This is a genomic window from Streptomyces sp. NPDC005866, assembly GCF_040629895.1.
GTDB lineage: Bacteria > Actinomycetota > Actinomycetes > Streptomycetales > Streptomycetaceae > Streptomyces.
In genome coordinates this window covers 224,587-248,388 of the sequence record NZ_JBEXWP010000009.1, presented here as the reverse complement: position 1 = coordinate 248,388, position 23,802 = coordinate 224,587, and the positions used below count along the sequence as shown (strand labels likewise).

At 71.1% G+C, this 23,802-nt stretch carries 19 protein-coding genes and 3 pseudogenes; 13 read left to right on the top strand and 9 right to left on the bottom strand.

Going from position 1 to position 23,802, the window contains the following annotated elements; genetic code table 11:
* The first annotated feature begins 262 nt into the window (after window positions 1–262).
* Both ABZ396_RS16360 and ABZ396_RS16355 read left to right on the top strand, forming a co-directional pair.
* Window positions 263–2,635: a SpoIIE family protein phosphatase gene (locus ABZ396_RS16360; protein WP_358924326.1), complete on the top strand. Its 2,373-nt coding sequence runs from the start codon at window positions 263–265 to the stop codon at window positions 2,633–2,635.
* A gap of 123 nt (window positions 2,636–2,758) precedes the next feature.
* On the top strand, window positions 2,759–3,964 hold the full coding sequence (locus tag ABZ396_RS16355) for a phospholipase D-like domain-containing protein (RefSeq protein ID WP_358924324.1): 1,206 nt from the start codon (window positions 2,759–2,761) through the stop codon (window positions 3,962–3,964).
* A gap of 438 nt (window positions 3,965–4,402) precedes the next feature.
* Here the strand turns inward: ABZ396_RS16355 and ABZ396_RS16350 are convergent, their stop codons facing one another.
* Window positions 4,403–4,573 carry a hydrophobic protein gene (locus tag ABZ396_RS16350; protein WP_358924322.1) on the bottom strand — a complete coding sequence of 57 codons (171 nt, stop codon included), beginning with the start codon at window positions 4,571–4,573 and terminating at the stop codon, window positions 4,403–4,405.
* A gap of 138 nt (window positions 4,574–4,711) precedes the next feature.
* Here ABZ396_RS16350 and ABZ396_RS16345 point away from each other — a divergent pair, with 138 nt between their 5' ends.
* Complete coding sequence (locus ABZ396_RS16345; protein ID WP_358924321.1) at window positions 4,712–4,885, top strand: CsbD family protein; 174 nt, start codon at window positions 4,712–4,714, stop codon at window positions 4,883–4,885.
* Window positions 4,886–5,136: 251 nt separating this feature from the next.
* Window positions 5,137–6,054 (top strand): YihY/virulence factor BrkB family protein, encoded by a 918-nt coding sequence (locus ABZ396_RS16340; RefSeq protein ID WP_358924319.1) that lies wholly within the window; start codon window positions 5,137–5,139, stop codon window positions 6,052–6,054.
* Between the two features lie 6 nt (window positions 6,055–6,060).
* On the opposite strand, the pseudogene ABZ396_RS16335 reads toward ABZ396_RS16340, so the two are convergent.
* The 3 genes and pseudogenes from ABZ396_RS16335 to ABZ396_RS16325 all read right to left on the bottom strand — a co-directional run.
* Window positions 6,061–6,283: pseudogene (locus tag ABZ396_RS16335) on the bottom strand (hypothetical protein); the annotation flags it as partial.
* Between the two features lie 165 nt (window positions 6,284–6,448).
* The gene (locus tag ABZ396_RS16330; protein ID WP_358924317.1) at window positions 6,449–7,291 is read right to left on the bottom strand and encodes an RNA polymerase sigma factor SigF; all 843 of its coding nucleotides are present in this window, start codon (window positions 7,289–7,291) and stop codon (window positions 6,449–6,451) included.
* A gap of 479 nt (window positions 7,292–7,770) precedes the next feature.
* Window positions 7,771–7,980, bottom strand: coding sequence for an Ada metal-binding domain-containing protein (locus ABZ396_RS16325; RefSeq protein WP_358924331.1), 210 nt, complete (start codon window positions 7,978–7,980; stop codon window positions 7,771–7,773).
* 311 nt (window positions 7,981–8,291) lie between these two features.
* On the opposite strand from ABZ396_RS16325, the gene ABZ396_RS16320 reads away from it, so the two are divergent.
* The 4 genes and pseudogenes from ABZ396_RS16320 to ABZ396_RS16305 form a co-directional block, all read left to right on the top strand.
* Window positions 8,292–9,275 carry a carbohydrate kinase family protein gene (locus tag ABZ396_RS16320; protein ID WP_358924315.1) on the top strand — a complete coding sequence of 328 codons (984 nt, stop codon included), beginning with the start codon at window positions 8,292–8,294 and terminating at the stop codon, window positions 9,273–9,275.
* Window positions 9,276–9,361: 86 nt separating this feature from the next.
* Window positions 9,362–9,721, top strand: a pseudogene (locus tag ABZ396_RS16315) (vitamin B12 dependent-methionine synthase activation domain-containing protein); the annotation flags it as partial.
* Entirely contained in the window at window positions 9,718–10,617 is a 900-nt protein-coding gene (gene metF, locus ABZ396_RS16310) for a methylenetetrahydrofolate reductase [NAD(P)H] (RefSeq protein WP_358924313.1), read from the top strand. The pseudogene ABZ396_RS16315 and the gene metF, both read left to right, overlap by 4 nt.
* Window positions 10,574–11,103, top strand: a pseudogene (locus ABZ396_RS16305) (adenosylhomocysteinase); the annotation flags it as partial. The gene metF and the pseudogene ABZ396_RS16305, both read left to right, overlap by 44 nt.
* A gap of 198 nt (window positions 11,104–11,301) precedes the next feature.
* On the opposite strand, the gene ABZ396_RS16300 reads toward ABZ396_RS16305, so the two are convergent.
* Window positions 11,302–12,810, bottom strand: coding sequence for an FAD-dependent monooxygenase (locus tag ABZ396_RS16300; protein ID WP_358924311.1), 1,509 nt, complete (start codon window positions 12,808–12,810; stop codon window positions 11,302–11,304).
* A gap of 102 nt (window positions 12,811–12,912) precedes the next feature.
* Entirely contained in the window at window positions 12,913–14,565 is a 1,653-nt protein-coding gene (locus ABZ396_RS16295) for an FAD-binding oxidoreductase (protein ID WP_358924309.1), read from the bottom strand.
* 218 nt (window positions 14,566–14,783) lie between these two features.
* On the opposite strand from ABZ396_RS16295, the gene ABZ396_RS16290 reads away from it, so the two are divergent.
* The 4 genes from ABZ396_RS16290 to ABZ396_RS16275 all read left to right on the top strand — a co-directional run bounded on the left by ABZ396_RS16290 (window position 14,784) and on the right by ABZ396_RS16275 (window position 19,388).
* Window positions 14,784–15,590 carry a 2-amino-3,7-dideoxy-D-threo-hept-6-ulosonate synthase gene (locus ABZ396_RS16290; RefSeq protein ID WP_358924330.1) on the top strand — a complete coding sequence of 269 codons (807 nt, stop codon included), beginning with the start codon at window positions 14,784–14,786 and terminating at the stop codon, window positions 15,588–15,590.
* Window positions 15,587–16,696, top strand: a complete 1,110-nt coding sequence (locus ABZ396_RS16285) for a 3-dehydroquinate synthase II (protein WP_358924307.1) — start codon at window positions 15,587–15,589, stop codon at window positions 16,694–16,696. The genes ABZ396_RS16290 and ABZ396_RS16285 overlap by 4 nt, the downstream gene beginning before the upstream one ends.
* A gap of 66 nt (window positions 16,697–16,762) precedes the next feature.
* Complete coding sequence (locus tag ABZ396_RS16280) at window positions 16,763–18,148, top strand: long-chain fatty acid--CoA ligase (protein WP_358924305.1); 1,386 nt, start codon at window positions 16,763–16,765, stop codon at window positions 18,146–18,148.
* 322 nt (window positions 18,149–18,470) lie between these two features.
* On the top strand, window positions 18,471–19,388 hold the full coding sequence (locus ABZ396_RS16275; RefSeq protein WP_358924303.1) for an Ada metal-binding domain-containing protein: 918 nt from the start codon (window positions 18,471–18,473) through the stop codon (window positions 19,386–19,388).
* Window positions 19,389–19,518: 130 nt separating this feature from the next.
* Here the strand turns inward: ABZ396_RS16275 and ABZ396_RS16270 are convergent, their stop codons facing one another.
* Genes ABZ396_RS16270 through ABZ396_RS16260 form a run of 3 tightly spaced genes read right to left on the bottom strand, consistent with a single transcriptional unit; the run spans window position 19,519 to window position 22,914 of the window.
* Window positions 19,519–20,739 carry an MFS transporter gene (locus tag ABZ396_RS16270; RefSeq protein WP_358924301.1) on the bottom strand — a complete coding sequence of 407 codons (1,221 nt, stop codon included), beginning with the start codon at window positions 20,737–20,739 and terminating at the stop codon, window positions 19,519–19,521.
* Between the two features lies 1 nt (window position 20,740).
* On the bottom strand, window positions 20,741–22,321 hold the full coding sequence (locus ABZ396_RS16265) for a 4-hydroxyphenylacetate 3-hydroxylase N-terminal domain-containing protein (protein WP_358924299.1): 1,581 nt from the start codon (window positions 22,319–22,321) through the stop codon (window positions 20,741–20,743).
* A gap of 26 nt (window positions 22,322–22,347) precedes the next feature.
* Window positions 22,348–22,914 (bottom strand): flavin reductase family protein, encoded by a 567-nt coding sequence (locus ABZ396_RS16260; protein WP_358924298.1) that lies wholly within the window; start codon window positions 22,912–22,914, stop codon window positions 22,348–22,350.
* 202 nt (window positions 22,915–23,116) lie between these two features.
* Between ABZ396_RS16260 and ABZ396_RS16255 the strand changes: the two genes are divergently transcribed.
* Window positions 23,117–23,779: a class I SAM-dependent methyltransferase gene (locus ABZ396_RS16255; protein WP_358924296.1), complete on the top strand. Its 663-nt coding sequence runs from the start codon at window positions 23,117–23,119 to the stop codon at window positions 23,777–23,779.
* Window positions 23,780–23,802 lie beyond the last annotated feature (23 nt).

The window sequence follows — 23,802 nt, the reverse complement described above, 5'->3', positions numbered from 1 at the left end:
ACGGCGGAGTCGGCGCGGCCACGACGTGGACGACCCGGGCACGGCGTGTCCGGCCAGGTCACGGCGTGTCCGGCCAGGCCACGGCGGCGACGGCCAGGCCACGGCTCAGTCGACCAGGCCGCGACGCTGTCGCTCCGGCCACGGTGCGTCGCGGCCGGTGACCGGCGGCGCTCGCCTTGCCCGAGCCGGTGGTGCCGGGGCGTGCGGTTGTCGTCCGTCGTGCGGCACGGGATGCTGAGGGGGCACGAAGGGAAGCGGTGCCATGGATCGTTTTCCGAATGCTGCCAACGTCGACTTCCACAGCCCTCTGGATCTCTCCAAGGCCGCCGCCGCGGTGCTGGACGCGGAAGGCCGCATCTCCGGGTGGAGCAGCCGGGCCGAGCATCTCCTCGGACATCCGGCCGAGGAGATGCTCGGCCGGGCCGCCGCCCGGCTGCTGGCGGCGGACCCGGGGCAGCGGCTGTCCGCTCTCTGCAAGGCGCACAGTCCCCGCAGCACGGTCCTGGACCTCCGTTGCCGGGACGGACACACGCTGCGCGCCGCCGTGACGTTCCATCCGCTCGCGCACCAGGGCGTCGCCGCGACCGTCGTGGTCGCGACGGGCCTGGGAGCCCTGCGCGGCTGGGAGGCCCAGCTGGCGATGTTGCAGGGGCTGGCGACCGAGTCCTCCGTGGGTCTGACGATCTTCGACACGGACATGCGCGTCGTCTGGGGGAACGCCTGCGCCGATACGGAGCTCGCGGGGGTCGCCCAGTACGTCGGCCGGCCCGCCTCGGATCTCTTTCCGGAGGGTGAGTTCATCTCCCGCCACCACCCCCCGGACGAAGACCAGGTGATGGAGCAGGTACTGAAGACCGGGGAACCGATCCTCGGCATGCACTACCGCGGGCGCGCCCCCGTCGACCCGGTGCGCGAGCACGTCTGGTCCTGCTCGTACTACCGGCTGATGGACGCCAGGGGCGAACCACTGGGGCTGTTCGAGGAATCCCTGGACATCACCGACCGCTACCGCGCCCAGGAACGGCTGTCGCTGCTGGTGCGGGCGGGAAAGCGCATCGGTGCCTCGCTGGACGTGCGGCGTACGGCCGCGGAGCTGGCCGACGTGGCGGTGCCGCAGCTGGCCGACGAGGTGCTAGTGGATCTGCCGCCGGCGGTCATCGAGGGACGGCAGCCGCCGACGGGCTCGGCACCGGGGCACAGTCTGCTGCGGATGCACGGCCGTACCCCGGAGGAGTTCCGGACCAGCCCGGTCTCCTATCCGCCGTCGTCACCGCAGGCCCTGAGCCTGGCCACCAACCGCCCCATCGTGGACGCCTCCCCACCGGGGGGGCCGGACGAAGGGGGGTCGGCCACCCGGTGCTCCCATCTCTTCGTCCCGCTGCTCGCCCGCGACGCGGTCCTGGGTCTCGCCACCTTCCGGCGCAGCAGCAACCCCGACCCCTTCGGGCCCGAGGAGCAGGCACTCGCCGTGGAGCTGGCCGAGCGGGCCGCCGTCGGCATCGACAACGCCCGCCGTTACACCAGCCAGCACGCGGCGGCGCTGGTGCTGCAACGAAGCCTGCTGCCCCGGCATCTGCCCGAACAGAGCGCGGTCGAGGTGGCGTACCGCTATCTGCCCGCCGACAGCCGGGTGGGCGTGGGCGGCGACTGGTTCGACCTGATCCCGCTGTCCGGTGCCAGGGTGGGGCTGACCGTCGGTGACGTGGTCGGCCACGGTGTGCACGCGGCCGCGACCATGGGCCGGCTGCGCGCCACCGTACGGACCCTGGCGCTGCTGGACCTGGACCCGGCCGAGCTGCTCACCCGGCTGGACGGCCTGGTCGCACAGGACTCGGAACCCAACGCGAGTGACGGGCTGAGCGACGAGGCGCTCGGAGTGACGTGCCTCTACGCGATCTACGATCCGGTCGGCGGCCGCTGCACCTGGGCGAGCGCCGGCCATCCCCCGCCGATCGTGGCCGACGCCGGCGGCTCGGTGGCCGCGTCCGCGCTGGCCCCGGGGCCGCCCCTGGGGCTGGGCAGCCTGCCGTACGAGAACGTCGAGCTGAGCCTGTCCAACGGCAGCGTGGTGGCGTTCTTCACCGACGGAGTCGTGGAGGACCGGCGCACCGACATCGACAGCGGCATCGACCGCCTCGCCCATGTGCTCACCTGGCACCGCTGCCCGCTGGAGGAACTGTGCGACCGGGCACTGTCCACCCTGCCGCCCGGACCCCAGGCCGACGACGCCACGCTGCTGCTCGTGCGCACCCGGCGGCTCGGTGCCGACCGCGTGGCGGACCTGCAACTGCCGCCCGACCCAGCCATGGTGGCGCACGCCCGCACCCACACCGAGCGCCAGCTGGAGACCTGGGGCCTGCCCGAACTGTCCTTCACCGCCGCGCTCGTGGTGAGCGAGCTGGTCACCAACAGCATCCGGTACACCACCGGCCCCGTGATGCTACGGCTGATCAGGGACCGCGGCCTGCTCTGCGAGGTCTCCGACAACGCGCACACGGCACCTCATCTGCGACGCGCCCGCCGGGACGACGAGGGAGGCCGCGGCCTGTTCCTCGTCGCCCAGGTGTCCCAGCGCTGGGGCACGCGGTACACCGCGTCCGGAAAGACCATCTGGGCGGAACTGGCCATCCCCTAGGGTCCGGCTCCGGTCCAAGCAGACGGCTGGAGTGACGCGGTACGGGCGGGGCAGATGGTTGTTCGGGCTCGTCCGGGAGCCCCTGACGTTCCGCCTTCATGGTCCAGGGGGAGATTCGGTGTGATGATCGACGGCATACCCGCACCCCCCGCTCGCGGCACCGGGCCTGACGCAGCGGCGCGCAAGCAGCGCCTACGCCGTCGCCTGGAGCGGCTGATCGGCGTGGCCGCCACCGAAGGCAACGACCTGGTGCCCCTGCGCAACGGTGACGAGATCTTCCCCGCGATGCTCGGGGCGATCCGTTCGGCTCGGCACACCATCGACATGATGACGTTCGTGTACTGGCGGGGCCAGATCGCCCACGACTTCGCCGTCGCTCTGGCCGATCGGGCCCGCGCGGGGGTGCGCGTGCGGCTGCTGCTCGACGGCTTCGGCGCCAAGGAGATCGAGCGGCGGCTGCTGGACCTCATGAGCGCCGCCGGCGTACAGGTGGCCTGGTTCCGCAAACCCGTGTGGCTGTCGCCGTTCAAACAGAACCACCGCTGCCACCGCAAGGCCCTCATCGTGGACGAGCACACCGCCTTCACCGGCGGCGTCGGCATCGCGGAGGAGTGGTGCGGCGACGCCGGCAATCCCGACGAGTGGCGCGACACCCACGTCCAGGTGCGCGGACCGGCCGTGGACGGCATCGCTGCCGCGTTCGCGCAGAACTGGGCCGAGTGCCATGACGAACTCTTCGACGACCGCGACCGCTTCACCGAGCACCCTCAGGCCGGCTCGGCGGTCGTTCAGGTCGTGCGGGGCTCGGCCAGCATCGGCTGGCAGGACATGCAGACCCTCATCCGGGTGATGCTCACATCCGCCGAGGAACGATTCCGCCTCGCCACCGCCTACTTCGCCCCCGACACCTACTTCGTCGACCTGCTCTGCCGGACCGCTCGCCGTGGGGTGCGCGTGGAGATCCTGCTCCCCGGCCCCCACACCGACCAGCGGGCCTGCCAACTCGCCGGCCAGCACCATTACACGCGCCTGCTGGAGGCCGGCGTGCGCATCCGCCAGTACCAACCGACCATGCTGCACGCCAAGATCATCACCGTGGACTCGGTTGCCTCCCTCATCGGGTCCACCAATTTCAACCGCCGGTCCATGGACCACGACGAAGAGGTGATGCTCGCCGTCCTGGACGCGGAGTTCACCGCCTCACTCGACCGCGACTACGAGGCGGACCTGAAGCGCAGCGTGGACATCGACCCCACCCGATGGAGACGACGGGCCATGCTGCAGCGCGCCAAGGAAGCCGCGGTCACCCCGATCCGGCGCTTCCTGTGAGCTGAGCCGACCGGCATCCCTGACACCAAGGGGAACCGCGGGCGACCGCGCGAGCTCGTAACACCCAGGTACGGCGAGTAACACCCAAGGGTGGCGAGTACACCCAGGTGAGGCACGGCGCTTGCCGACAGCCGGTCGCTGCCGATGCCCGCCGCGCCCGGCTCCCGCCCACGGGACTCCGCACGCCGCCGCGGTCCGGCTGGGCGCACGGCCGCCGGTAAGGGCCGGAGGCGGGGAAATGGCAGGAGGTCGCGCGGATTCCATTGCGCGTGCCCGTCCCGCCCCCGACTGCAACACACCCACCCCTGCAGCCGTTTGGGACACCTATGGTGCCGTATGCCCTTTTGTGCGCCCTATCGCCTACGCGTCCGGCACGCGCACGGGGCCCAGCCGACATGTCGGCTGGGCCCCGTGACGTAGGAGCGTGTGCGGGTCAGATCACCATCGGTACCACCGGCCTCGGCCCCCACCGGCATTGGTGGAGCGCATGACGAAGCCGAGAAGCCACAGCACCAGGACAGCGACGGCGACCCACCAGAGGACCTTGACGGCGAAGCCGGCGCCGAAGAGGAGCAGTGCAAGAAGCAGAACGAGTATCAGGGGAACCATATTTATCAACCTCCTGCACCCCGTGTGCCCTGCGATTCCGTCCTCATTCACCAACGACGCTTTGTTTGTGCAGGGAATGTCGGGGCACTAGCGGGTTACCGCGACAGCGGCACACGATCTATCAGGAGGTGCTCTTCCATGACTGCCGGCGAGAAGGCCAAGGCAAAGACCGAGCAGGCCGAGGGCAAGGCCAAGGAAGCCGTGGGAAGCACAATCGGGAACGACCGGATGGCCGCTGAGGGACAGGCAGAGAAGAGCACGGGTGATGCCCGAGAGGCCAAGGAAAAGGCCAAGGACGCGTTCAAGCACTGACTCCGCGTTCTCGATCGAGCATGTGAAAAGGGGCCTGCCCGGCGTGATTCCGGGAAGGCCCCTTTTCGACGGCGTCACCGCGGGGCGGACGCGCAGGCCGCTCCCGGGTCACCATCAGGCAGACGCCTCAAGTCCCCGGTGGCGCGCGAGAATGGCGACGGCTCTGTTCACCACGCGGTGTCGGCCGGGTGCTCTCGCACCGTAGTGCTGGATGAGGCGGCCCGAGGGCCGGGGGTAGGAGCATCCGCGTCATGAATGATGGAGACGGGCACACGGCTCGATGGTGGGCGGCGCTGCGTCGGACCCCGGTGGCCGTCTGGAACGACGACGTCACGGACTGGGCCGCCGCGCTGACCTATTACGCGGTCCTGGCCCTGTTCCCTCTGCTGCTGATGATCCTCTCGATCCTGGGCCTGACCATTCCCACGGCCAAGCCGGAGGTCATCGACCGCCTGTCACAGGCCGCCCCGGACGCGTCCCGCGCTCTGCTGCGCAGCAACCTGCGGCAGTTGACCGGACAGTCGTCGACGGCATGGACCCTGATCTTCCTGGGCGGGGCGGCAGCCCTGTGGTCGGGATGCAGCTATCTGAGCGTCTTCCGCAGGGCGTTGCACTCCATGCACCGGATGAGCGCGCGCCGGCCTGTCTGGCGCACCGCTCCGCGGATCGTCGGCACGGCCCTCGTCCTGGTCTGCCTGCTTCTCACATCGACCCTCGCCCTGTTTCTCACCGGCAGCCTGGCACGGGGTCTGGGCCGGGCGCTCAATCTGGGTACCGGGCCGCAGGCCGCCTGGGATGCCCTGCGGTGGCCGGCCGCGGCCGCGATCGCCGTCGCCCTGGTGCTCGTCCTGTACCGCTCGGGCCCCGCGCCCTCCCGCCCTGCCAGAAAGATGGCACCCGGTGGCGCACTGGCGGTAATACTCCTGTTGGCCGTCTCGTTCGGATTCGCGCTCTACACGTCCCATGTCGGCGCCTATCACCGTCTGTACGGTTCGCTGGCAGGTGTCGTGGTCTTCCTGGTCTGGCTGTGGCTGTCCAACCTGGCTCTTCTGGTGGGCGCTCAGTTCAACGCGGAGCTGTCGAAGCCCACGCACAGGGAACGAGCCGGCCTTCCAGAACCCCCGGCCGAGCAGGCCCATGAGGACGGACGTGCGCGGCCACGAGCGTAGTGGCGACATGAACTCGGTGACGGCGAACGCGAGCAGGACCAGCACGAAGGACTTCCCCGCCCGGCCACCACAACAGCAGTCGCTCCAGCATGGCGATCGCCCCCTCGCCGTGCGGACTCTCACTCGCCACCCGCCGGTGACCCGGCAGCGCACCGCGCAGAGGCAGCGCGATCGACACCAGGCACCTCACCAGGTGGCGGTCCGTCCGCTCACTCAGGCCTGCGCGCAGAAGCCGGACCCGCCATCGCGCAGCCGGCGCGCCGGACTCGGGGCCACGCGGCTGCGCGGCTCCGCCCGGCCGACAGAACCTCGCGCAGTACGGCACGACGCCCGGTGTCTCCCCCGGGCTTGCGGGGAGACACCGGGCGTCGTCCGGTTGACGCAACTGCGACCGTCAGGTGGTGCTGAGCATGCCTTCGCGCAGGCGGCCCAGGAGACGGGTGATCAGCCGGGAGACGTGCATCTGGGAGACGCCGAGACGTTCGCCGATCTGCGCCTGGGTGAGTTCCTCGACGAACCGCCAGTGGATGATCTTGCGGTCGCGTTCGTCGAGTTCGGCGATCATCGGGGCGAGGGCGTGGAAGTCCTCGATCAGGCCGAGTGCGGGGTCCTCGTCGCCGATGAAGTCCGCCAGCGCGGCTTCGCCGTCCTCGCTGCCGTTGATCGCCGCGTCCAGGGATGCCGACTTGTAGCCGTTGGAGGCCAGCCGGGCCTCGACGACCTCGTCCTCCGGAAGGCTCATCAGCTCGGAAAGCTCTTTGGTCGTCGGTGTCCGGCCCAGGCGGCTGCGCAGTTCCTCGTTGGCACGGGCGAGTTGGACGCGGGCTTCCTGGAGCCGGCGCGGGACGTGCACGGCCCAGGACGTGTCACGGAAGAACCGCTTGATCTCCCCCACGATGTACGGCACGGCGAAAGAGGTGAACTCGACCTCGCGGGACAGCTCGAACCGGTCGATCGCCTTGATGAGCCCGATCATGCCGACCTGGACGATGTCCTCCATCTCCTCCGCCCCGCGGCTGCGGAACCGGCCTGCCGCGTAGCGGACCAGGGACATGTTCATCTCGATCAGCGTGTTGCGCGCGTACTGATGCTCGGTGGTGCCCTCCTCCAGCACCGCCAGCTGGTCGAAGAACAGCTTCGACAATTCCCGCGCGTCCTTCGGCGCGACCTTGGAAGGGTCCGCCACCTCCGGAAGGTCCACCGTCTGCCCAGCGGTCTGCGCGGTCGTCGCCATCATGCGCCCTCCCAGTCGATCAGCCTCGTCGTCACCGGTCCATCGTCCGGCAAGCAGGCGTCTACCCCGACATCCGACCAGAATGCCTGCAACTTCTGTCAGCCCCCGGCTCGGTTCTCCGTAACTGAGCACGACGGCTCCTCTGGGCCCAACCGACCGGCGCCGCGGCCACCACCCCAGGCGTCCGGCTCGGAACGGGTCAGCCGACGAGCCTGACGCAGCCATGAGGCGGCGCCCTCCGGCCAGTCAACCACCGCGGCGAGATGTCCGCCGCTCCTCTGCCAGGTGTCGGCGAACGCAGTGATGGCGTCCTTCGACGCGGCGTCCCGGGCCATGCCCCAGCGCGACACTGCCGCCGCGGAATCCGCAGCCTTCCAACAGCGCGAGCGGGCACGCGAGTTCGCGGTCGGTGTGCGACCGGGCGGCGGGCCAGGACGCGTAGTCGCAGAGGGCGGCTGGAACCAATCGGCGAGAGGGGTCGCTCATGACGGCTCCCCCTTCCTCCACGCCCGGTGGCGATGGGGCAAGCAGACCGCGCACGGCCGGTATCCCGCGGCGACGGCGGTTGCCTCGTCCGCGAAGAACACACGATGGCGCACGTATTTCCCGCGGGCGATGTGCCGCAGAGCGGAGGGGCAGTCCAGTCGTCCGTATATCCGTCCTCGTCGGTAGCCGCCGAACCGGCCGGCCACGACGCTTCGGTAGGGCCGCCCGTCGCCGCCAGTCAGCGTGTACCGGGGAGGCGCTGCCGCGACCGCGCCATCGACCCGTCGTCTGTCCACGAAGGCAACTGTGCATCACCCCGGGCGGTCGTACCAGCGGTATCCGGACGTCCACCCCGCGGCCGGCGGCGGGTGACCTCGATCGGCGCTTCAGCGGCGCGCGGCAGACTTGCGTGCCGGGGCAGTCCCGAGCTGCCAGGGGCCGGCCCCGGCGTCCCGCGCGACCCGGCCGCCGGGCACTGGGCCGCACCCTTCGACCCCGGTTAAGGAGAGAGACCGCCGTGCGAATCGCCGTGACCGGCTCGATAGCCACCGACCATCTGATGTCCTTCCCCGGTCGGTTCACCGACCAACTGATTGCCGACCGGCTGGAGCAGGTGTCCCTTTCCTTCCTCGTCGACCGTCTTGACGTGCGGCGAGGCGGTGTCGCCGCCAATATCGCCTTCGGACTCGCGCAGCTGGGACTCACCCCGCGTCTGATCGGCGCCGCGGGCGTCGACTTCGCCGAGTACGGGGCCTGGCTGCGCGCCGCCGGGGTGGACACGGACTCCGTGAGGATCAGCGAGACACTGCACACCGCCCGGTTCGTGTGCACGACGGACGAGGCGCAGAACCAGATCGCCACCTTCTACGCCGGTGCCATGGCCGACGCCGCGAAGATCGACCTCGCCGCGGCGGCCGCCCACTGCGGCGGCTTCGATCTGGTGCTCGTCGGCGCCGACGCCCCGGAGGCGATGCTGCGCCACACCGAGACCGCTCGGCGCACCGGCATCCGCCTGGCCGCCGATCCCTCGCAGCAGCTTGCCCGCCTGAACAACACCCAGGCCCGTCACCTCGTGGACCACGCGCACCTGCTGTTCACCAACGAGTACGAGTCCGCCCTGTTGCAGGAGCGCACCGGCTGGAGCGAACGGGACATCCTGCAACGCGTCGGTACGTGGATCACCACCCGGGGCGCGGACGGCGTCACCTTGGCGCGATGCGGTCAGCCCCGTCTGGACGTGCCCTCCGTCGCCACCGCGAAGATCGCCGACCCGACCGGGGGAGGGGACGCGTTCCGCTCCGGATTCCTCGCCGGCCTGAGCTGGGACTGGCCCGAGGAACGCGCGGCGCGGCTCGGCTGTGCGCTGGCGTCGATCGTGCTGGAGACGGTCGGCACACAGGAGTACAAGCTGCTCGCGGTGGATCTGATCGACCGTGTCGAGCGCACGTACGGGCACGACGCGGCCCGTGAGATGGAGCCGCGCCTGGCGAGGCTGTCGTGAGCGCGCTGCTGGAGGAACTGGCCACCCGTGTGGTGGTCGCCGACGGTGCGACGGGCACCATGCTCCAGGCGCAGGACCCGACCCTTCTCTTCGAGGCCGACGCCTACCGCGGCTACCTGGAGCTGCACGGGCCGTCCGTCCAGCTGGCCGAGGCCCTCGCCGGGTACTGGCCCGCCCGCGTGCCCGCCGAACTCGGTGTGCACGGCAGCGACCCGGCCGGGCTGGACGGCATGCTCCGCACCGACTACCAGGGGTGCCGGTACTCGCTGGGCTGCCCGGCCTGCCCGAATCTGGACGACCGCGCCAAGATCGCCGATCTACTCAGGCCCGAGCGCATCGGCGTGCACCTGCCAGAGGAGTTGCAGTTGCACCCCGAGCAGTCCACCGACGCGATCATCGTCCGGCATCCGGAAGCCAGCCACTTCAACGCGGGAGGCCGTTCATGAGCTCGGTGCGCGAGGCGCTGGCGAGCGGCGTTCCCTCGTTCTCGTTCGAGTTCTTCCCGCCGAGGACCGGCCATGGCGAGCGCGCCCTGTGGAACTCCGTCCGCCGCGTCGAATCCCTCTCCCCCACCTTCGTGTCCGTCACCTACGGCGCCGGCGGATCATCGCGCGAGCGAACCGTCGAGGTCACCCGGCGCATCGCCGCCGAAACCACCTTGCGGCCCGTCGCCCACCTGACGGCCGTCGGGCACTCGGTGGCCGAACTGCGGCAGATCATCGGCCAGTACGCCGACGCAGGGATCAGGGACGTCCTGGTGCTGCGGGGTGATCCGCCCGGCGATCCGAACGGCCCCTGGACGCCGCACCCGGCCGGTTTCACCTACGCCCGGGAACTGGTCGAACTGGTCCGCTCACTCGGGGACTTCACCATCGGTGTGGCGGCCTTCCCCGAGATGCACCCGCGCTCGCCGGACTGGGACAGCGACATCCGGCACTTCGTCGCCAAGTGCAGGGCGGGAGCCGACTACGCCGTCACCCAGATGTTCTTCCGCATCGAGGACTACCTTCGGTTGCGCGATCGGGTGGCCGCGGCCGGCTGCGACATCCCGATCATCCCGGAGATCATGCCGGCCACCGACGTCCGTCAGATCCGCCGCTTCGCCGAACTGTCCCACGCGGCCTTCCCCGAGGACCTCGCCCACCGGCTCGAGAGCGCCCGCGACGACGCTGCCGAGGGCCACCGGATCGGCGTGGAGTACGCCACCGCCATGGCCGGACGCCTCCTCGCCGAGGGCGCACCCGGCCTGCACTACATCACGCTCAACAAGTCAACCGCAGCCCTCGACATCCATCGCAATGTGCAGTCGGCGCAGATCACAAGAAGCGTCCGGGTCCGCTGAGTTCACCGATTTCAAGGTCGCCGACCTGTCCCTGGCCGGGTTCGGCCGCGCAGCCGCTCGCGGGCGCCCGCATCACCGGCTCGCTGCACATGACCGTGCAGACCGCTGTGCTGGTCGAGACCCTGGTCGCGCTCGGCGCCCAGGTCCGCTGCCTCCGGCAACATCTTCTGCACCCAGGACCACGCCACCGCGGCCGTGGCCGCTGCCACCGTCCCGGTCCTCGCCTGGAAGGGCGAGACGCTGGAGGAGTACTGGTGGTGCGCCGAGCAAGCCCTCACCTGGCCCGGACGCGCGAGGCCGAACATGATCCTGGACGACGGCGGTGACACCACTCACCTGGTCCACCTAGGCGTGGAGTACCCGAAAAGCGGTACGCTGCCGGACGCCGACAGCGAGGAACTCGCGCTGGTTCGCACCCGATCGGAGGCGAGCAGCCTCAACTGGGCCCGGCCGGCGTCCGAGATCCGCGGCGTCACGGAGGAGACCCCTCGAGGAGAAGGTCGTCCGCCTCCACCTGGACGCCCTCGGCGTGAAGCTCACGAGCTCGCCCGGAGCAGGCGGCGTACACCGGCGTCGATGTCGACGGCCCCCTACAAGGCGGACAACTACCGCTACTGAGCGAGCGCACCGCCGGGTGGCGGCGCTCGTACGACGGCCGTCACGGCACCGTACGGGCCCCGCCGCCTACGCGGGGTCCCCGAACCAGCACCCCAGCGCCCCGGCCAGGGCGTCCGCGTCCCCGGCGTCGCCCAGGGCCGACCAGGCGATGTATCCGTCGGGCCGCACCAGCACGGCGTCCGTGCCGATCTGCCCGGTCGCCGTCGCCGTCACCACGTTCACCCGGAAGCGCCAGGGCTCGACGGCCTTGAGCAAGTCCTCCGAGTCGGTCAGCAGCAGCAACAACGGCTGTGCGCTGTGCAGGAGTTCGGCGAGGCTGGTGACCGAGTCGCCGGTCTTCAGCAGCGCGTCGGGGGCGAAGCGGCCGGCCAGCGGGTCGCCGGGGCCGGTGTCGTAGTGGACGTCGACACCGCTGATCATGCCGCCGAGGTACTGGTTGACGTCGTCGAAGTGCATCATCCGGGCGAACAGGGTGCGCAGCGAGTCCATGCGGGGGTCGGGGTCCATCAGGGCCACCTGGGCGCGCACGTTCTCCAGGATCGCCTCGGCGATGGGCGCGCGCTCGGCCTCGTACGTGTCGAGCAGTCCGGGCGGCGCCCAGCCGTGCACCTCGGCGGCGAGTTTCCAGCCCAGGTTGACGGCGTCCTGAAGGCCGAGGTTGACGCCCTGGCCGCCGGCGGGGAAGTGGACGTGTGCCGCGTCCCCGGCCAGCAGGACTCTGCCGACGCGGTAATGCTCGGCCTGCAGGGCAGCGTCGCTGAAGCGGGTGAGCCAACTCGGTGAGTCCATCGGCACCGGGTGGCCCACGATCCGCTCCACCTCCGCCCGGAACTCGTCCAGGGTCACAGGCGCCTGCCGGTCCGGGTGCGGGCCGCGGAAGTCGTAGGTGCACACCCGGCTGCGTCCGAACAGGTTGAGCCACACCAGGGTCCAGCCCCGCGGGTTGCGCTGCCAACCCTGCGGCGCCCGCGCCGGGTCCAGCAGGCGGACCTCCCCGATCAGGGCGCCGACGCGGGCGGGCGTGCCGGTGAACGGGATGCCGGTCAGCCGGCGCACGGCGCTGCGGGCGCCGTCGGCCCCGACCACCCAGGAGGCGCGCAGTGTGTCCTCCGTGGCGCCCCGTGAGTCGCGTACGGTCAGGCGTACCGCGTCCGGTTCCTCGTCGAGGCCGACGAGTTCACGGTCGCGCCGGATACGCGCGCCGAGCCGTTCGGCTTCGGCCGCGAACACCTCCTGCGCCCATGCCTGCGGGCTGCCCACCATCACGGGGCCCTCGGTGACGACACGGCTCAGGTCGAGGTCGAACATGCCGGAGAAGTGGAACGGTACGGGGCCGAGGCCCACCGGCGGGGCAGGCGGGCCGGGCTGCACGGCTTTGAGGAGTCCGCGCCGGTGCAGGGTCTGCGCGGTGCGGGCGTGCAGCGTCCCCGCCTTCGACTCACCGGTCGGCGAGGGCAGCTTCTCCAGGACGGTGACGCGCACGCCCAGCAGAGCCAGTTCCCGGGCGAGCAGCATGCCGACGGGCCCGCCGCCGACGACGGCGACCTCGGTGTCCACGGCTGGGCTGTTCGGCATCGGGGCTCCTGCGGTGGTAGACGGCACTCTGGCATCCGTTGGGATGCTGTACATCAGGAGGAACACCGGCCCGCGCCGACGGGTTGCACGGCAGGCGCCGGCTCAGCTGCCCGGCAGCCGCACCGACTGCTGGTGCCGGAAGACGTTGCCGGGGTCGTACTCCTGCTTGATGCGCTGCAGGCGACGGTAGTTGCCCTTGTAGTACAGGTCATGCCAGGGAGTGCCGGAGCGGTTGAACTCCGGCGAGCCGAGGTCGGCGTCGGGGTAGTTGACGTAGCAGCCGTCGGTGACCGCGCCGGGCACCGGAACGCCGCCGGTGTCGGCGTACATGTCGGCGTAGAACTCGCGCAGCCAGCGCACGCAGTCCTTCTCGTCGGCCGGGTCGTCCCACCAGATCATCCAGGCCAGCTTGTACGCGGCGTCCCGGTGGGCGCTCGCCGTGGCGTCCTGCGCGACGGCCGAGACCTGGCCGGCGAAGGAGCTGAGCATCACCGAGCCCGTGGGGTTGCCGATGTCCGTGCGGGTCAGGTGGCGGTACAGCACGGCCAGCTGGCGCTCGGGGAAACCGGCCTTCATGTACGCCGACTTGAAGTCGCTCTTCTGGGTCGGGTCGTTGGTGGTGGGGTTGGCCGTGCCGAGGTAGCGGGCCGCCTGCAGCCAGGGGAGGCGGCGCGGTGTGGCCAGATCCGGCAGCGCGGCCAGCTCGCCCATCCGCGTGGTGACCGGTCCGTGCGCGACGGTGACGCCCTCGCTGACCGCCGCGAGGAACTCGTCGTGCAGCCGGGCGGCACCGGGCACGCTCGCGTCGACGTGCGTGATCAAGCCCACGGCTCCGTTGGAGACGTGGTTGAGGGAGAGCAGGCTGCACACGGCGGTCGCCGGGTCGCCGGGGGCGGCGTGCCGCACGTGCCAGTCCGCATAGTTGCGGACCAGCCGCGTGAAGGACCGCTCGTCCAGGTCGGACCACTTCCAGGAGACGGCGCTGACCAAGACCTCCGGGGGTGGGGCCGGCAGCAGCCGGGCCGGGTCCGTGCCGCTCGCACCCGGGCTGCGGAACCAGTAGCGTGTCACGACGCCGAATTTGCCGCCTCCCCCGCCGGTGTGAGCCCACCACAGTTCCCGGTTCGGATCGTTGTCCTCGCGGGTGGCGACGACGGTGCGCACGGTGCGGTCGGCCCTCACCACGACGACCTCGACCGCGTACAGGTGGTCCACCACCAGGCCGAGCCGGCGGCACAGCAGTCCCCAGCCGCCGCCGCTGACGTGGCCGCCCGCCCCGACCTGGAAGCACATGCCGGCCGGCACGAAAACGCCCCAGGTGCGGTACAGGCGCTCGTAGACGTCGAGGAGCTGGGCGCCGGGCTGCACCATGAAGGAGTTCATGGACGGGTCGAAGTCCACGTCCCGCATCGCCGACATGTCGATGACCGCCTGGACGTCGGGGCTGAAGACGAAGTCCTCCCAGCAGTGTCCGCCGCTGCGCACCGTGAGCCGCTTGCCGGCCCGGACCGCCTGCCGGACGGCGGTGGCGACCTGGGCGGTCGAGCGGGGAACGTAGACCGCCTCGGGCCGGCCGACGTAGCGCTGGTTCCAGCCCCGGACGAGGTCCGGGTAGCGCGCGTCGGCCGGGGTGACGGTCACCAGCTCCTCCGGCTGGGCCACCGCCTGCCCGGCGGGCAGCAGCACGCCGCCGCCGATCGCGGCGCTCGCCGCGATCACCCCTCGTCTGCTCACCCGTTGTCTGCCGTGCGTCATAGGGTGTCCCCTCCCGTTGTGGCGTGCGGATCACACGCGGATGCCGCCGACGCTAGGCATCCGTGGGCCGTTGCCGCACTCCGCATCTTGCGGGCGTGCTCGGCCCGCGGCACCTGGCTCGATTCTTCAGAGGCCACTGCGACAGTTCAGCCCGGGACCCGCAGCGGAATCCCACCCGAACCCTGTGACCAGGAACGAGGAGGGGTGTCATGTCGAGCATGCCGCTCACCGGTAAATCGGTGCGCCTCGCGCGATTGTCCCGGCCAGGAGACGGCCGGTTCCTGTTCGTGCCGCTGGACCACTCCGTGTCCGACGGGCCCGTGACGACCGCCGCCGGTTTCGGCGACTTGGTGCGCTCCATCGCGGACGGCGGCGCCGACGGTGTCGTCGTCCACAAGGGCAGGGCGCGCATGATCGCCCCGGCGCTGCTCACACGATGCTCACTCGTGGTGCACCTGAGCGCGAGCACCGCGCACAGCCCCGACGTCAACGCCAAGGTGCTGGTCGGTGACGTGGAGGAGGCGGTCCGGCTGGGCGCGGACGCGGTCAGCGTGCACGTGAACATCGGCTCCGACACCGAGGCGGAGCAGCTCGCCGATCTCGGCGCCGTGGCCGCGGCCTGCGACCGCTTCGGCATGCCGCTCATGGCCATGATCTATCCGCGTGGTCCCCGTGTGACCGATCCGACCGACCCGACGCTCGTCGCCCATGTGGTGAACATCGCCGCGGATCTGGGCGTCGACATCGTCAAGACGGTGCTCGCCGCTCCGCCCGAGCGCATGGAAGAGGTGATCGCCTCCTCGCCGCTGCCGGTGGTGGTGGCGGGCGGCGGCTCCACCGAGCGGAACCTGTACGAGTTCGCGGTCACCGCCATGGACCTGGGTTGTGCCGGACTCGCCGTCGGACGACGGGTGTTCACCAGCCCGTCGCCCGAGAAGGCGGTCCGGGAACTGGCCTCAATCATTCACCGCCGCGAGCTCTCGTCCGAGCCCGCGCCGCAGACCGAGATGGCAGGTGTGTTGTGAAGTTTGCCTGGATCGACCTCCGGACCGTGCCCGCCGAACACCGCGAGGCGGTCGTCGACGCCGCGATCCACGCGCGGGTCGACGGCATCGTCGACAGCGACCCGGAGCGACTCGCCCTGCTGCCGAACACCGTCAAGCGCATCCTCGCGCCGGGCGCGCGCGTCGGTGAGGAGACCCCGGAGGACCTGATCGTGCTGCGCGAGGTCGTCGACATCGACAGCCTCGGCGCGCTGGGGAGTCTGCACCGCGGCGGCGAGAAGGACACGGCCGCCTGGGTGAACGTCGTCGACGACCCCACCCTGAAGCTCGCCTGTGACGCCGCACGTGAACTGCCCTTCACGGTGGTGGAGTTCAAGGACCCGACGAAGATCCCGCTGGAGATAGTGATCGCCGCGGCGGACGCCTCGCCGGGGCAGCTGATCTGCCAGGCCGCCGACATCGAGGAGGCGCAGATCATCGTCGACGTCCTGGAGAAGGGCTCCGAGGGCGTCCTGGTGGCCCCGCGCTCGGCCAACGACGTCTTCGCACTGGTGGAGATGCTGCGGGTGAAGACCCCGGACCTGCAGCTTCAGACGCTCACGGTCGAGTCGATCGAGCACCTCGGCCTCGGCGACCGCGTCTGCATCGACACGTGCACGCATTTCGAGAAGGACGAGGGCATGCTGGTGGGCTCCTACGCGCACGGCTTCGTGCTGTGCGTGAGCGAGACGCATCCGCTGCCGTACATGCCGACCCGGCCGTTCCGCATCAACGCGGGCGCGCTGCACAGCTACGTGTTCGGGGCTGACAACCGCACCAACTACCTGAGCGAGCTGAAGGCCGGCAGTCCGGTGCTCGCCGTCGGCGCCGACGGCCGCACCCGCCGCATCGTGGTGGGCCGCATCAAACTGGAGTCCCGCCCGCTGCTCGGCATCAAGGCCGTCTCCCCGGAGGGCGTCGAGGTCAGCCTGATCGTGCAGGACGACTGGCACGTGCGGGTGCTCGGCCCCGGTGCGGCGGTGCTGAACGTGACGGAGCTGAAGAAGGGCGACCAGCTGCTGGGTCACGTGGCCACCGACAAGCGCCACGTGGGCTGGCCGGTCGGCGAGTTCTGCGTCGAGAAGTAGGCGACAGGCGTCCGGGGCCGCCCTCGCCGCGGCCCCGGCGCCGCGGCGAGGGGTCCGGTGGAAGCGATGACGCAACGGTCCTGGTGGGGTGCCGAACTACTCGGCCGCCACGCCGACGACATGGTGTGGGCGCGTGCCGCAGACCGCGAGGTCACGTTCGGCAGGCTGCGCCGCGAGACGGCCTGGCTGGCCGATGTGCTGGAGCAGTACGGCATCCGGGCGCGGAGTACGGTCGCCCTGTACGGCAACGCGAGTTTCACGCACCTGTGGACGCTGTTCGCGCTGTGGTCGCTCGGCGCCCAGGTGGTGCTGATGGAGAGACCGCCCGACCAGCGGTCACGGGATGTCCCGCCCGGGCCGCAGCGGGCGCAGTTCTCCGTGTCGCTCGGCGAGAGCCGCCGGCGGCCCCATGACTTCGTCGACGAGTGCGAGGTGCTGGTGCGCCGCCGCGCCGGCGCCGCTCCGAGCGTGAGCGAGCACTGCCTCGTGCAGTTCTCGTCGGGCACCACCGGGCGCCCCAAGGCGGTCGGCAGGAGCCCGCAGTCGCTGCTGGAGGAGCTGGACCGGCTCGCCGCCGTGGAGGGCATACCCCGTCACGGCGAGCGGGTGGCCGTGCTGGAGCCGCTCACGCACTCCTTCGGGCTGATCGGTGGGGTGCTGCACTCCCTCGCGGTGGGCGCGACCGTGGTGATGCCGGTCGCCCGTACGGCGGCCGCGACCGTGCGGGCGGCGGCCGACGCGCACGTGGTGCTGGGCAATCCGCACCACTTCCACCGGCTGGCGCGGGCCGAGCCCGAGGGGTTGCCGCACCTCCGGCTGGCCGTGTCGAGCGGTGACGCCCTGCCGCCCGAGATCCCCGCGGTGTTCCGCGGCCGCCACGGGGTGCGTGTCGGCCAGGCCTACGGCACGACCGAGACGGGCATCATCGCCGCCGACCTCACCGGCCGCTTCGGCCCGGCAGCCGTCGGTGTTCCGGTGCCCGGCGCCCGTACCCGTGTGGTCGGCGGCGTGCTGGAGGTGCATGTCCCCGAGTCTCCGTACCTGTACGACGACACACCCTGGACGGGCGGCTGGATGTCCACCCGTGACCTGGTCACGCGTGATCCCTGTACCGGTGCTCTGCGTCTGCGCGGAAGGGTCCAGGGCGTCGGGGACGCCTCGGTCGACCTGCTGCGCATCGAGTCGGTGCTGCGGGCCCACCGGCACATCACGGACGCGGTGGTCCTCGGGGTCGGCCCGATCGAGGCGCACGTCGCGAGCAGCGCGGAACTGAACGGCGACGAACTGCGTTCCTGGTGCCGCCGGTTCCTCGGCGGCACGCCGGTGCCCGATCGCTACCACCTGCTGCGGGAGCTGCCCCGCACCGCCAACGGCAAGGCCGTGCGGGACCGCGGCGTCCTGCGCCGTCACAGGACGCATCCGCCCGGGGCTTGCCGCTGTACCAGCTGGTGAGCGGCGCGGCGGCGAGGGCTGTGGCCGACCCGCCGAAGACCCGCGCGGGCGACTCGGTGCCCTGGCGGGAAACGCGGTGGCGGATGCCTCACCCGGCGCTCGGGGGGCTGCGGTGGGAGCACACGGGCGGGCTCCCTCGCGCGGGCGGCGCCGGGGCTTCGTCGTCCGGCCGGCGGTCGCCTTGTCCGGTGCCCGGGCCGTTCACGGGGGGCGGGTCGCGTTCACCCGCCCCCCGCCCTGCGGACCCTTCCCCTCCGTCGGCGGTGCCACCCGCCGAAATGCCCTGAGAAACGACCTCCTGGACGAGTGGAAGGCACGGAGCATGACGGGGACGACGACCGCCGCAACGCTGTACACCTGTGACGAGGCACGCTGGCAGGCCGTGCGGGACCGGGACGCCCGCGCGGACGGCCACTTCTGCTACGTGGTTGTCACAACAGGCGTGTACAGCCGCCCTTCGTGCACGGTGAAGCTGGCCCGACGCGAGAACGTGCGGTTCTTCCCATCCCCCGAGGACGCCCGCGCCGAGGGATACCGCCCGTGCCGCCGCTGCTGCCCCGACGACTCCCGCCGGCACGCCGCGGCGGCCGAGGCGGTCGCCCGGGCCTGCCGGATCATCGACGAGGCGCCGCTGCCGCCGAGCCTGGACGAGCTGGCCCGCGAGGTCGGCTACAGCCGCTTCCACTTCCACCGCCTGTTCAAGTCGTTCACCGGCATTACGCCGCACGCCTACCTGGCGGCGGCGCGTGCCCGCCGGGTACGCGAGGCGCTGCCGCTGTCCGGGACCATCGCCGACGCCATGTACAGCTCCGGGTTCAACTCCGGCGGTCACTTCTACGCTGCGGCGACGGAGATCCTCGGCATGACACCGAAGGCGTACCGCGCAGGCGGCGACGGCACGGACATCCGGTACACGGTGGCGGGTTCGTCGCTGGGGCCGGTGCTCGTCGCGGCGACGGACAAGGGCGTGTGCGGAGTGCTGACGGGGAACGAGGTTCCGGTTCTGCTGCACCAGCTCCACACGATGTTCCGGCACGCCCGGCTCGTCCGCGCGGACGACGACTTCGCCACCGCCGTCGCCGCGGCCGTGAGCGAAGCTGAGCCCCCGCAGCTCGCCCGGGAACTGCCCCTGCGCATAAGGCGCTCGGCCCTCACCGTGCGGGTACGGCGGGCGGTACCGGCGGCGCTCGCCGTGCGCATACGATGCACCGTGCCGACGGCCCCCGTCCCGAGCAGGTAGCCCGGCCGGAGCACCGTTTGCCCGACTGGCGTGCCGGCGTGCACGCGGCCGGTCCTGCTCCACCGCGCCGCCACCGGCCGGGCCGCCCGGGCCGGGATCACGCGCGGACTCATCCGGCCCGGGAGCGCGCTCAGCCCTGCGAGCGAGGCTCTGCCACGGCGACGGCCGGCTGCCGTCCGGCCGCCGGGCGCAACCGCCCCGACGCCCAGGTCGCCGGCAGCGCCGCCACGCACACCAGGAGAGCGGTGAGCACCGCGTCCGCCGCACCGCCGTGCGAGACGGCGGCGCCGCCGGTTACCGCCCCGGCCGCGATGCCTGCGTTGACCGCGGACGCCGGCAGCGTCGCCGCCAGGTCGCGTCCGGGGCCGGCCAGCAGCCCGACCCGGTACTGCAGTGAGGGGACCAGGCCAAACCCGACCACTCCCCACAGCACGAGGGCGAGAGCCACCAGGACCCGGGAGGCACCGGCGACGTGCAGCACCGCCAGCGCCGCGACCAGAGCGAGGTTCGCCGCGACGAGCGTGCGCGCCGCGTCCCGGTCCGCGGCCCAGCCGCCCACGAACGTGCCGACGGCCGTCGCGGCCCCGTAGGCGAACAGGAAGACGGTCAGCCAGGTGCCGGACACCCCGGTGACGTCCTCCAGGAACGGCGTGATGTAGGTGAAGGCCGCGAACTGGCCTCCCATCAGCAGGAATCCGACGCCGAGCACGGCCAGGACCCGGGGCGCCAGCGCATGCCGGGACTGCGCCCACAGGCCGCCCGTGCCCGAGCCGTCGACCGGCGGGACGCACACCGCCGTCGCCAGCAGCGCCAGCGCGCCGAGGACCACGATGGCCGTGAACGCCGCGCGCCAGCCCAGGTGCTGGGCTGCCAGGGTGCCGAGCGGAACGCCGAGAGCGGTGGAGACGGCGATGCCGCCGAAGACCACGGAGATCGCTCGCCCGGTCCGCTCGGGCGGCACCAGGGCGGCCGCCAGCGTGAACGCCGTCCCGAGGAACAGGCCCTGCAGTGCCCCGGTCACAGCCCGGGCCGCGAGCAGCGTGCCGAAGCCCGGGGCCAGGGCGGCCAGCAGGTTCCCGGCGACGTAGCCGGCCAGGGACGTTGACACCAGGGCGCGGCGCCGGATCCGGATGGTGAGCGCCGTCAGCAGCGGACCGCCGACGCAGATGCCCAGCGCGTACGCGGTGACCAGGGTGCCCGCCGTGTCCACGGACACGGCGAGGTCCCCGGCGACCAGCTTCAGCAGGCCTACGACGACGAGCTCGGCGCTGCCCATGACGAAGGTCGCCAGGAAGAGTGCGGCGAGGGCCGGGCCCGGTCGCCGCCGCACCGCGGGGGGAACGGACGTCATGTCAGTGCCAGAAGTTCTTCCTGGCGGCGCGCAGCCCCTGGAACGAGTCCAGGTCGGGAACCGTCCACCCGTCGAGGTCGTACTCCTGGAGGCACTGCTCGGCGAATCCCTTGTACGCGTCGAGTTGGCCGGTCTCCATCTGGGTCATGAAGATGTCGCTGCGCACCGACTCGTGGTTGCCGGAGTAGTTGCGTTCGTACAGCTCGTGCCGGCCGCCGAACTCGGTGCCGACCGCGTCCCACAGCAGCTTCATCAGCTTGACGCGGCTGACGGCGTCGTAGCCGTTGGAGCCGCGCACGTACTTGTCCAGGTACGGGCGCACGTCGGGGTTCTTGAAGTCCTCGGCGCTGGAGTTGACGTAGATGAGGCCGCTGGCGACGTCCTGCTCGATGATCTCCTTGATGCGCGGGTAGCCGATGGTCATGAACCAGCGGTAGGCCATGCCGTACTCCAGGCGCGGCAGCAGGGCCCCGTCCATCCACTCCTCGGGATTGCGGGCGGCGGCGTCGCTCAGAGCCCAGAACATGTTGCGCCAGGCGAGCACCTCGCCGACCCGGGCCTGGATGCCGCGGAAGTCCTTGGTGCCGGTCATCTCGACGGCCTTGGCCAGCAACCCGGCGATGAAGTCGATCTTCACCGCGAGGCGGATGCAGCCGTGGAAGGTCAGGCGCGGGATGAAGCCCGATTTCGGGGCGAATCCGTTGACCTGGTCGACGTCGCCGTAGAGGAAGACGTTCTCCCAGGGGATGAGGACCTTGTCGAGGACGAAGATGGTGTCGTTCTCGTCCAGGCGCGAGGAGAGCGGGTAGTCGAAGGGGCTGCCCATGACGGCAGCCGTCGCCGCGTAGGACGGACGGCAGATCAGCTTCAGGCCGGGCGCGCCCATCGGGATGGTCGCGACGAGCGCGAACTCCTTCTGCTTGAGCGGCAGTCCGTAATGCGAGATGAAGTTGTAGTGCGTGATGGCCGAGCCGGTGGCCACGACCTTGGCTCCGCTGACGACGAGGCCGGCGTCGGTCTCCTTCTCCACGTGCACGAAGACGTCCTTGACCTCTTCGGACGGGCGGTGCCGGTCGACCGGCGGGTGGATGATCGCGTGGTTCCAGAACAGCACCTTCTCCTGGGACTCGCGGTACCAGCGCCGCGCGTTGTCCTGGAACGGCGCGTAGTAGTCGGAGTTGGCGCCGAGCGTGCCGAGGAAGGCCGCCTTGTAGTCCGGGCTGCGGCCCATCCAGCCATAGGTGAGGCGGGCCCACTCGGCGATCGCCTCACGGTCCTCGACGACGTCCTGGACGCTGCGCGGGGTGCGGAAGAACTTGTGTGTGTACCCGTCGCTCCCGGTGTCGGTGCGCGTGGTCAGCACGTCGCGGCGGCCCGGATCGTGCAGGGCGTCGTACAGACGGGCCGTCATCCGGGCGGGGTTGGCGAACGCCGGGTGCTTGGTGACGTCGTCGACACGTTCGCCGTAGATGTAGACCTCGCGGTCGTCGCGCAGGCTCTCCAGATACTCGTCGCCGGTCAGGGGGCGGGTGGTACGGGGAGCCGGTGCGGAGGCGGAGGCCTCGCCCTGCTGCAGCGTCATGGTGTGTCCTTGTCCGGTCGTGGCGGTCAGTGACCCAGCGGGATGTGGAGCGCCGCGGTTCCCGACGACCACGCGCCGTCCGCCGGTCCGTCGAGGGTGCCCGCCCACGCGTGGTGGCCGGGTGCGGTGTCCAGGTGGCGGAAGGCCCCGCCGTGGAAGACCAGCGGCTCCGCGTCCCAGGTCGTGAAGCCCCGCACCTGTCCGATGTGCAGCACGTGGTCGCCGCCGTCGTGCGCGGCCCATGGCACGCAGTCGAGGTGGGCGGCGCAACCGGCCAGGCGCGGCGCCGCCGCATCGGGGTCCCAGGACACGGGAGTGTCCGCGGGCAGTGGCCGGCCCGCGAAGTGCAGGGCCAGGTCCTTCTGGTGTCCGGCGAGGATGTTCACGCCGAACGACGACGCGCCCGTGAGCAGGTCGCACATCCGGCTGCGCCGGTCCAGGGACACCATCACCAGCGGGGGGTCGAGGGAGACGGAGGTGAACGAGCCCACCGTGGCGCCGTGCACGCCGCCGCTGTGTTCGACGGTGACCACGGTGACACCCGTGGCGAACCGGCCGAGGCAGTCACGAAAGCGGCGTTGCCTGTCGCCCATCGGCACTCCTCGAAAAGGAAATGAGCCCTCGAATTCGGCGCTCTCTCAGGGGCATTGTGCCGGTGGCCGCTGAAGGATCGGTCGAGGGGAACGGCGGGCATTTCTGCGCAACATCCAGGAGGCCGGAAATGATTGACACCGGTGCGTTTGGGCGCCTGTAATTCCTTCTCGGATTCGAGTAACCGACACGAGGTGGCCAATCATGAGACTCCAGGTCGAGTTGACCGAAGCACTCCAGGACTACGTCGCCGATGTCTCGCTGCGCGAGCCCGACCTGTTGCGGAAGCTGCGCGAGGAGACCTCGCAGCTTCCTCTGCACCTGATGCAGATCTCGCCGGAGCAGGGCCAGTTCATGCGGACCCTGCTGAGGGCGACCGGGGCACGGCGGGCTCTCGAGGTCGGCGTGTTCACCGGCTACAGCCTGCTGTCGACGGCGCTCGCGCTGCCCGCCGACGGCCGGGTGGTGGGGCTGGACATCAACGAGGAGTGGGGCGCCATGGCGCTCGACTACTGCAAGCGGGCCGGCGTCGCCGACAAGGTCGACCTGCGCATCGGCGACGCCCGGGCGTCCCTCGAGCGGCTGTCGAAGGAGGAGGACGCCGCCGGCACGTTCGACTTCGTGTTCATCGACGCGGACAAGGAGAACTACACGGCGTACTACGAGTACGCGCTCGAGCTGCTGCGTCCGGGCGGCCTCGTCGTCGTCGACAACGTGCTGTGGCACGGCGCCCTGCTCGACGAGTCCGCCCAGGACACCGAGACCCGGGCGCTGCGCGACTTCAACCCGCGGCTGCACCACGACGAGCGGGTGGAGCTGAGCGTGATCCCCTACGCGGACGGCCTGACGTTCGCCGTCAAGCGCTGAGGTCCGCACCGCGCACGCGTGAA

Coding starts and splice junctions, on each gene's coding strand:
- ABZ396_RS16340 (WP_358924319.1), top strand. CDS start 5,137: ATGAATGATGGAGACGGGCACACGGCTCGATGGTGGGCGGCGCTGCGT.
- ABZ396_RS16275 (WP_358924303.1), top strand. CDS start 18,471: ATGACGGGGACGACGACCGCCGCAACGCTGTACACCTGTGACGAGGCA.
- ABZ396_RS16265 (WP_358924299.1), bottom strand. CDS start 22,321: ATGACGCTGCAGCAGGGCGAGGCCTCCGCCTCCGCACCGGCTCCCCGT.
- ABZ396_RS16345 (WP_358924321.1), top strand. CDS start 4,712: ATGACTGCCGGCGAGAAGGCCAAGGCAAAGACCGAGCAGGCCGAGGGC.
- ABZ396_RS16255 (WP_358924296.1), top strand. CDS start 23,117: ATGAGACTCCAGGTCGAGTTGACCGAAGCACTCCAGGACTACGTCGCC.
- ABZ396_RS16350 (WP_358924322.1), bottom strand. CDS start 4,573: ATGGTTCCCCTGATACTCGTTCTGCTTCTTGCACTGCTCCTCTTCGGC.
- ABZ396_RS16300 (WP_358924311.1), bottom strand. CDS start 12,810: ATGCCGAACAGCCCAGCCGTGGACACCGAGGTCGCCGTCGTCGGCGGC.
- ABZ396_RS16355 (WP_358924324.1), top strand. CDS start 2,759: ATGATCGACGGCATACCCGCACCCCCCGCTCGCGGCACCGGGCCTGAC.
- ABZ396_RS16260 (WP_358924298.1), bottom strand. CDS start 22,914: ATGGGCGACAGGCAACGCCGCTTTCGTGACTGCCTCGGCCGGTTCGCC.
- ABZ396_RS16270 (WP_358924301.1), bottom strand. CDS start 20,739: ATGACGTCCGTTCCCCCCGCGGTGCGGCGGCGACCGGGCCCGGCCCTC.
- metF (WP_358924313.1), top strand. CDS start 9,718: ATGAGCTCGGTGCGCGAGGCGCTGGCGAGCGGCGTTCCCTCGTTCTCG.
- ABZ396_RS16330 (WP_358924317.1), bottom strand. CDS start 7,291: ATGATGGCGACGACCGCGCAGACCGCTGGGCAGACGGTGGACCTTCCG.
- ABZ396_RS16280 (WP_358924305.1), top strand. CDS start 16,763: ATGACGCAACGGTCCTGGTGGGGTGCCGAACTACTCGGCCGCCACGCC.
- ABZ396_RS16360 (WP_358924326.1), top strand. CDS start 263: ATGGATCGTTTTCCGAATGCTGCCAACGTCGACTTCCACAGCCCTCTG.
- ABZ396_RS16290 (WP_358924330.1), top strand. CDS start 14,784: ATGCCGCTCACCGGTAAATCGGTGCGCCTCGCGCGATTGTCCCGGCCA.
- ABZ396_RS16295 (WP_358924309.1), bottom strand. CDS start 14,565: ATGACGCACGGCAGACAACGGGTGAGCAGACGAGGGGTGATCGCGGCG.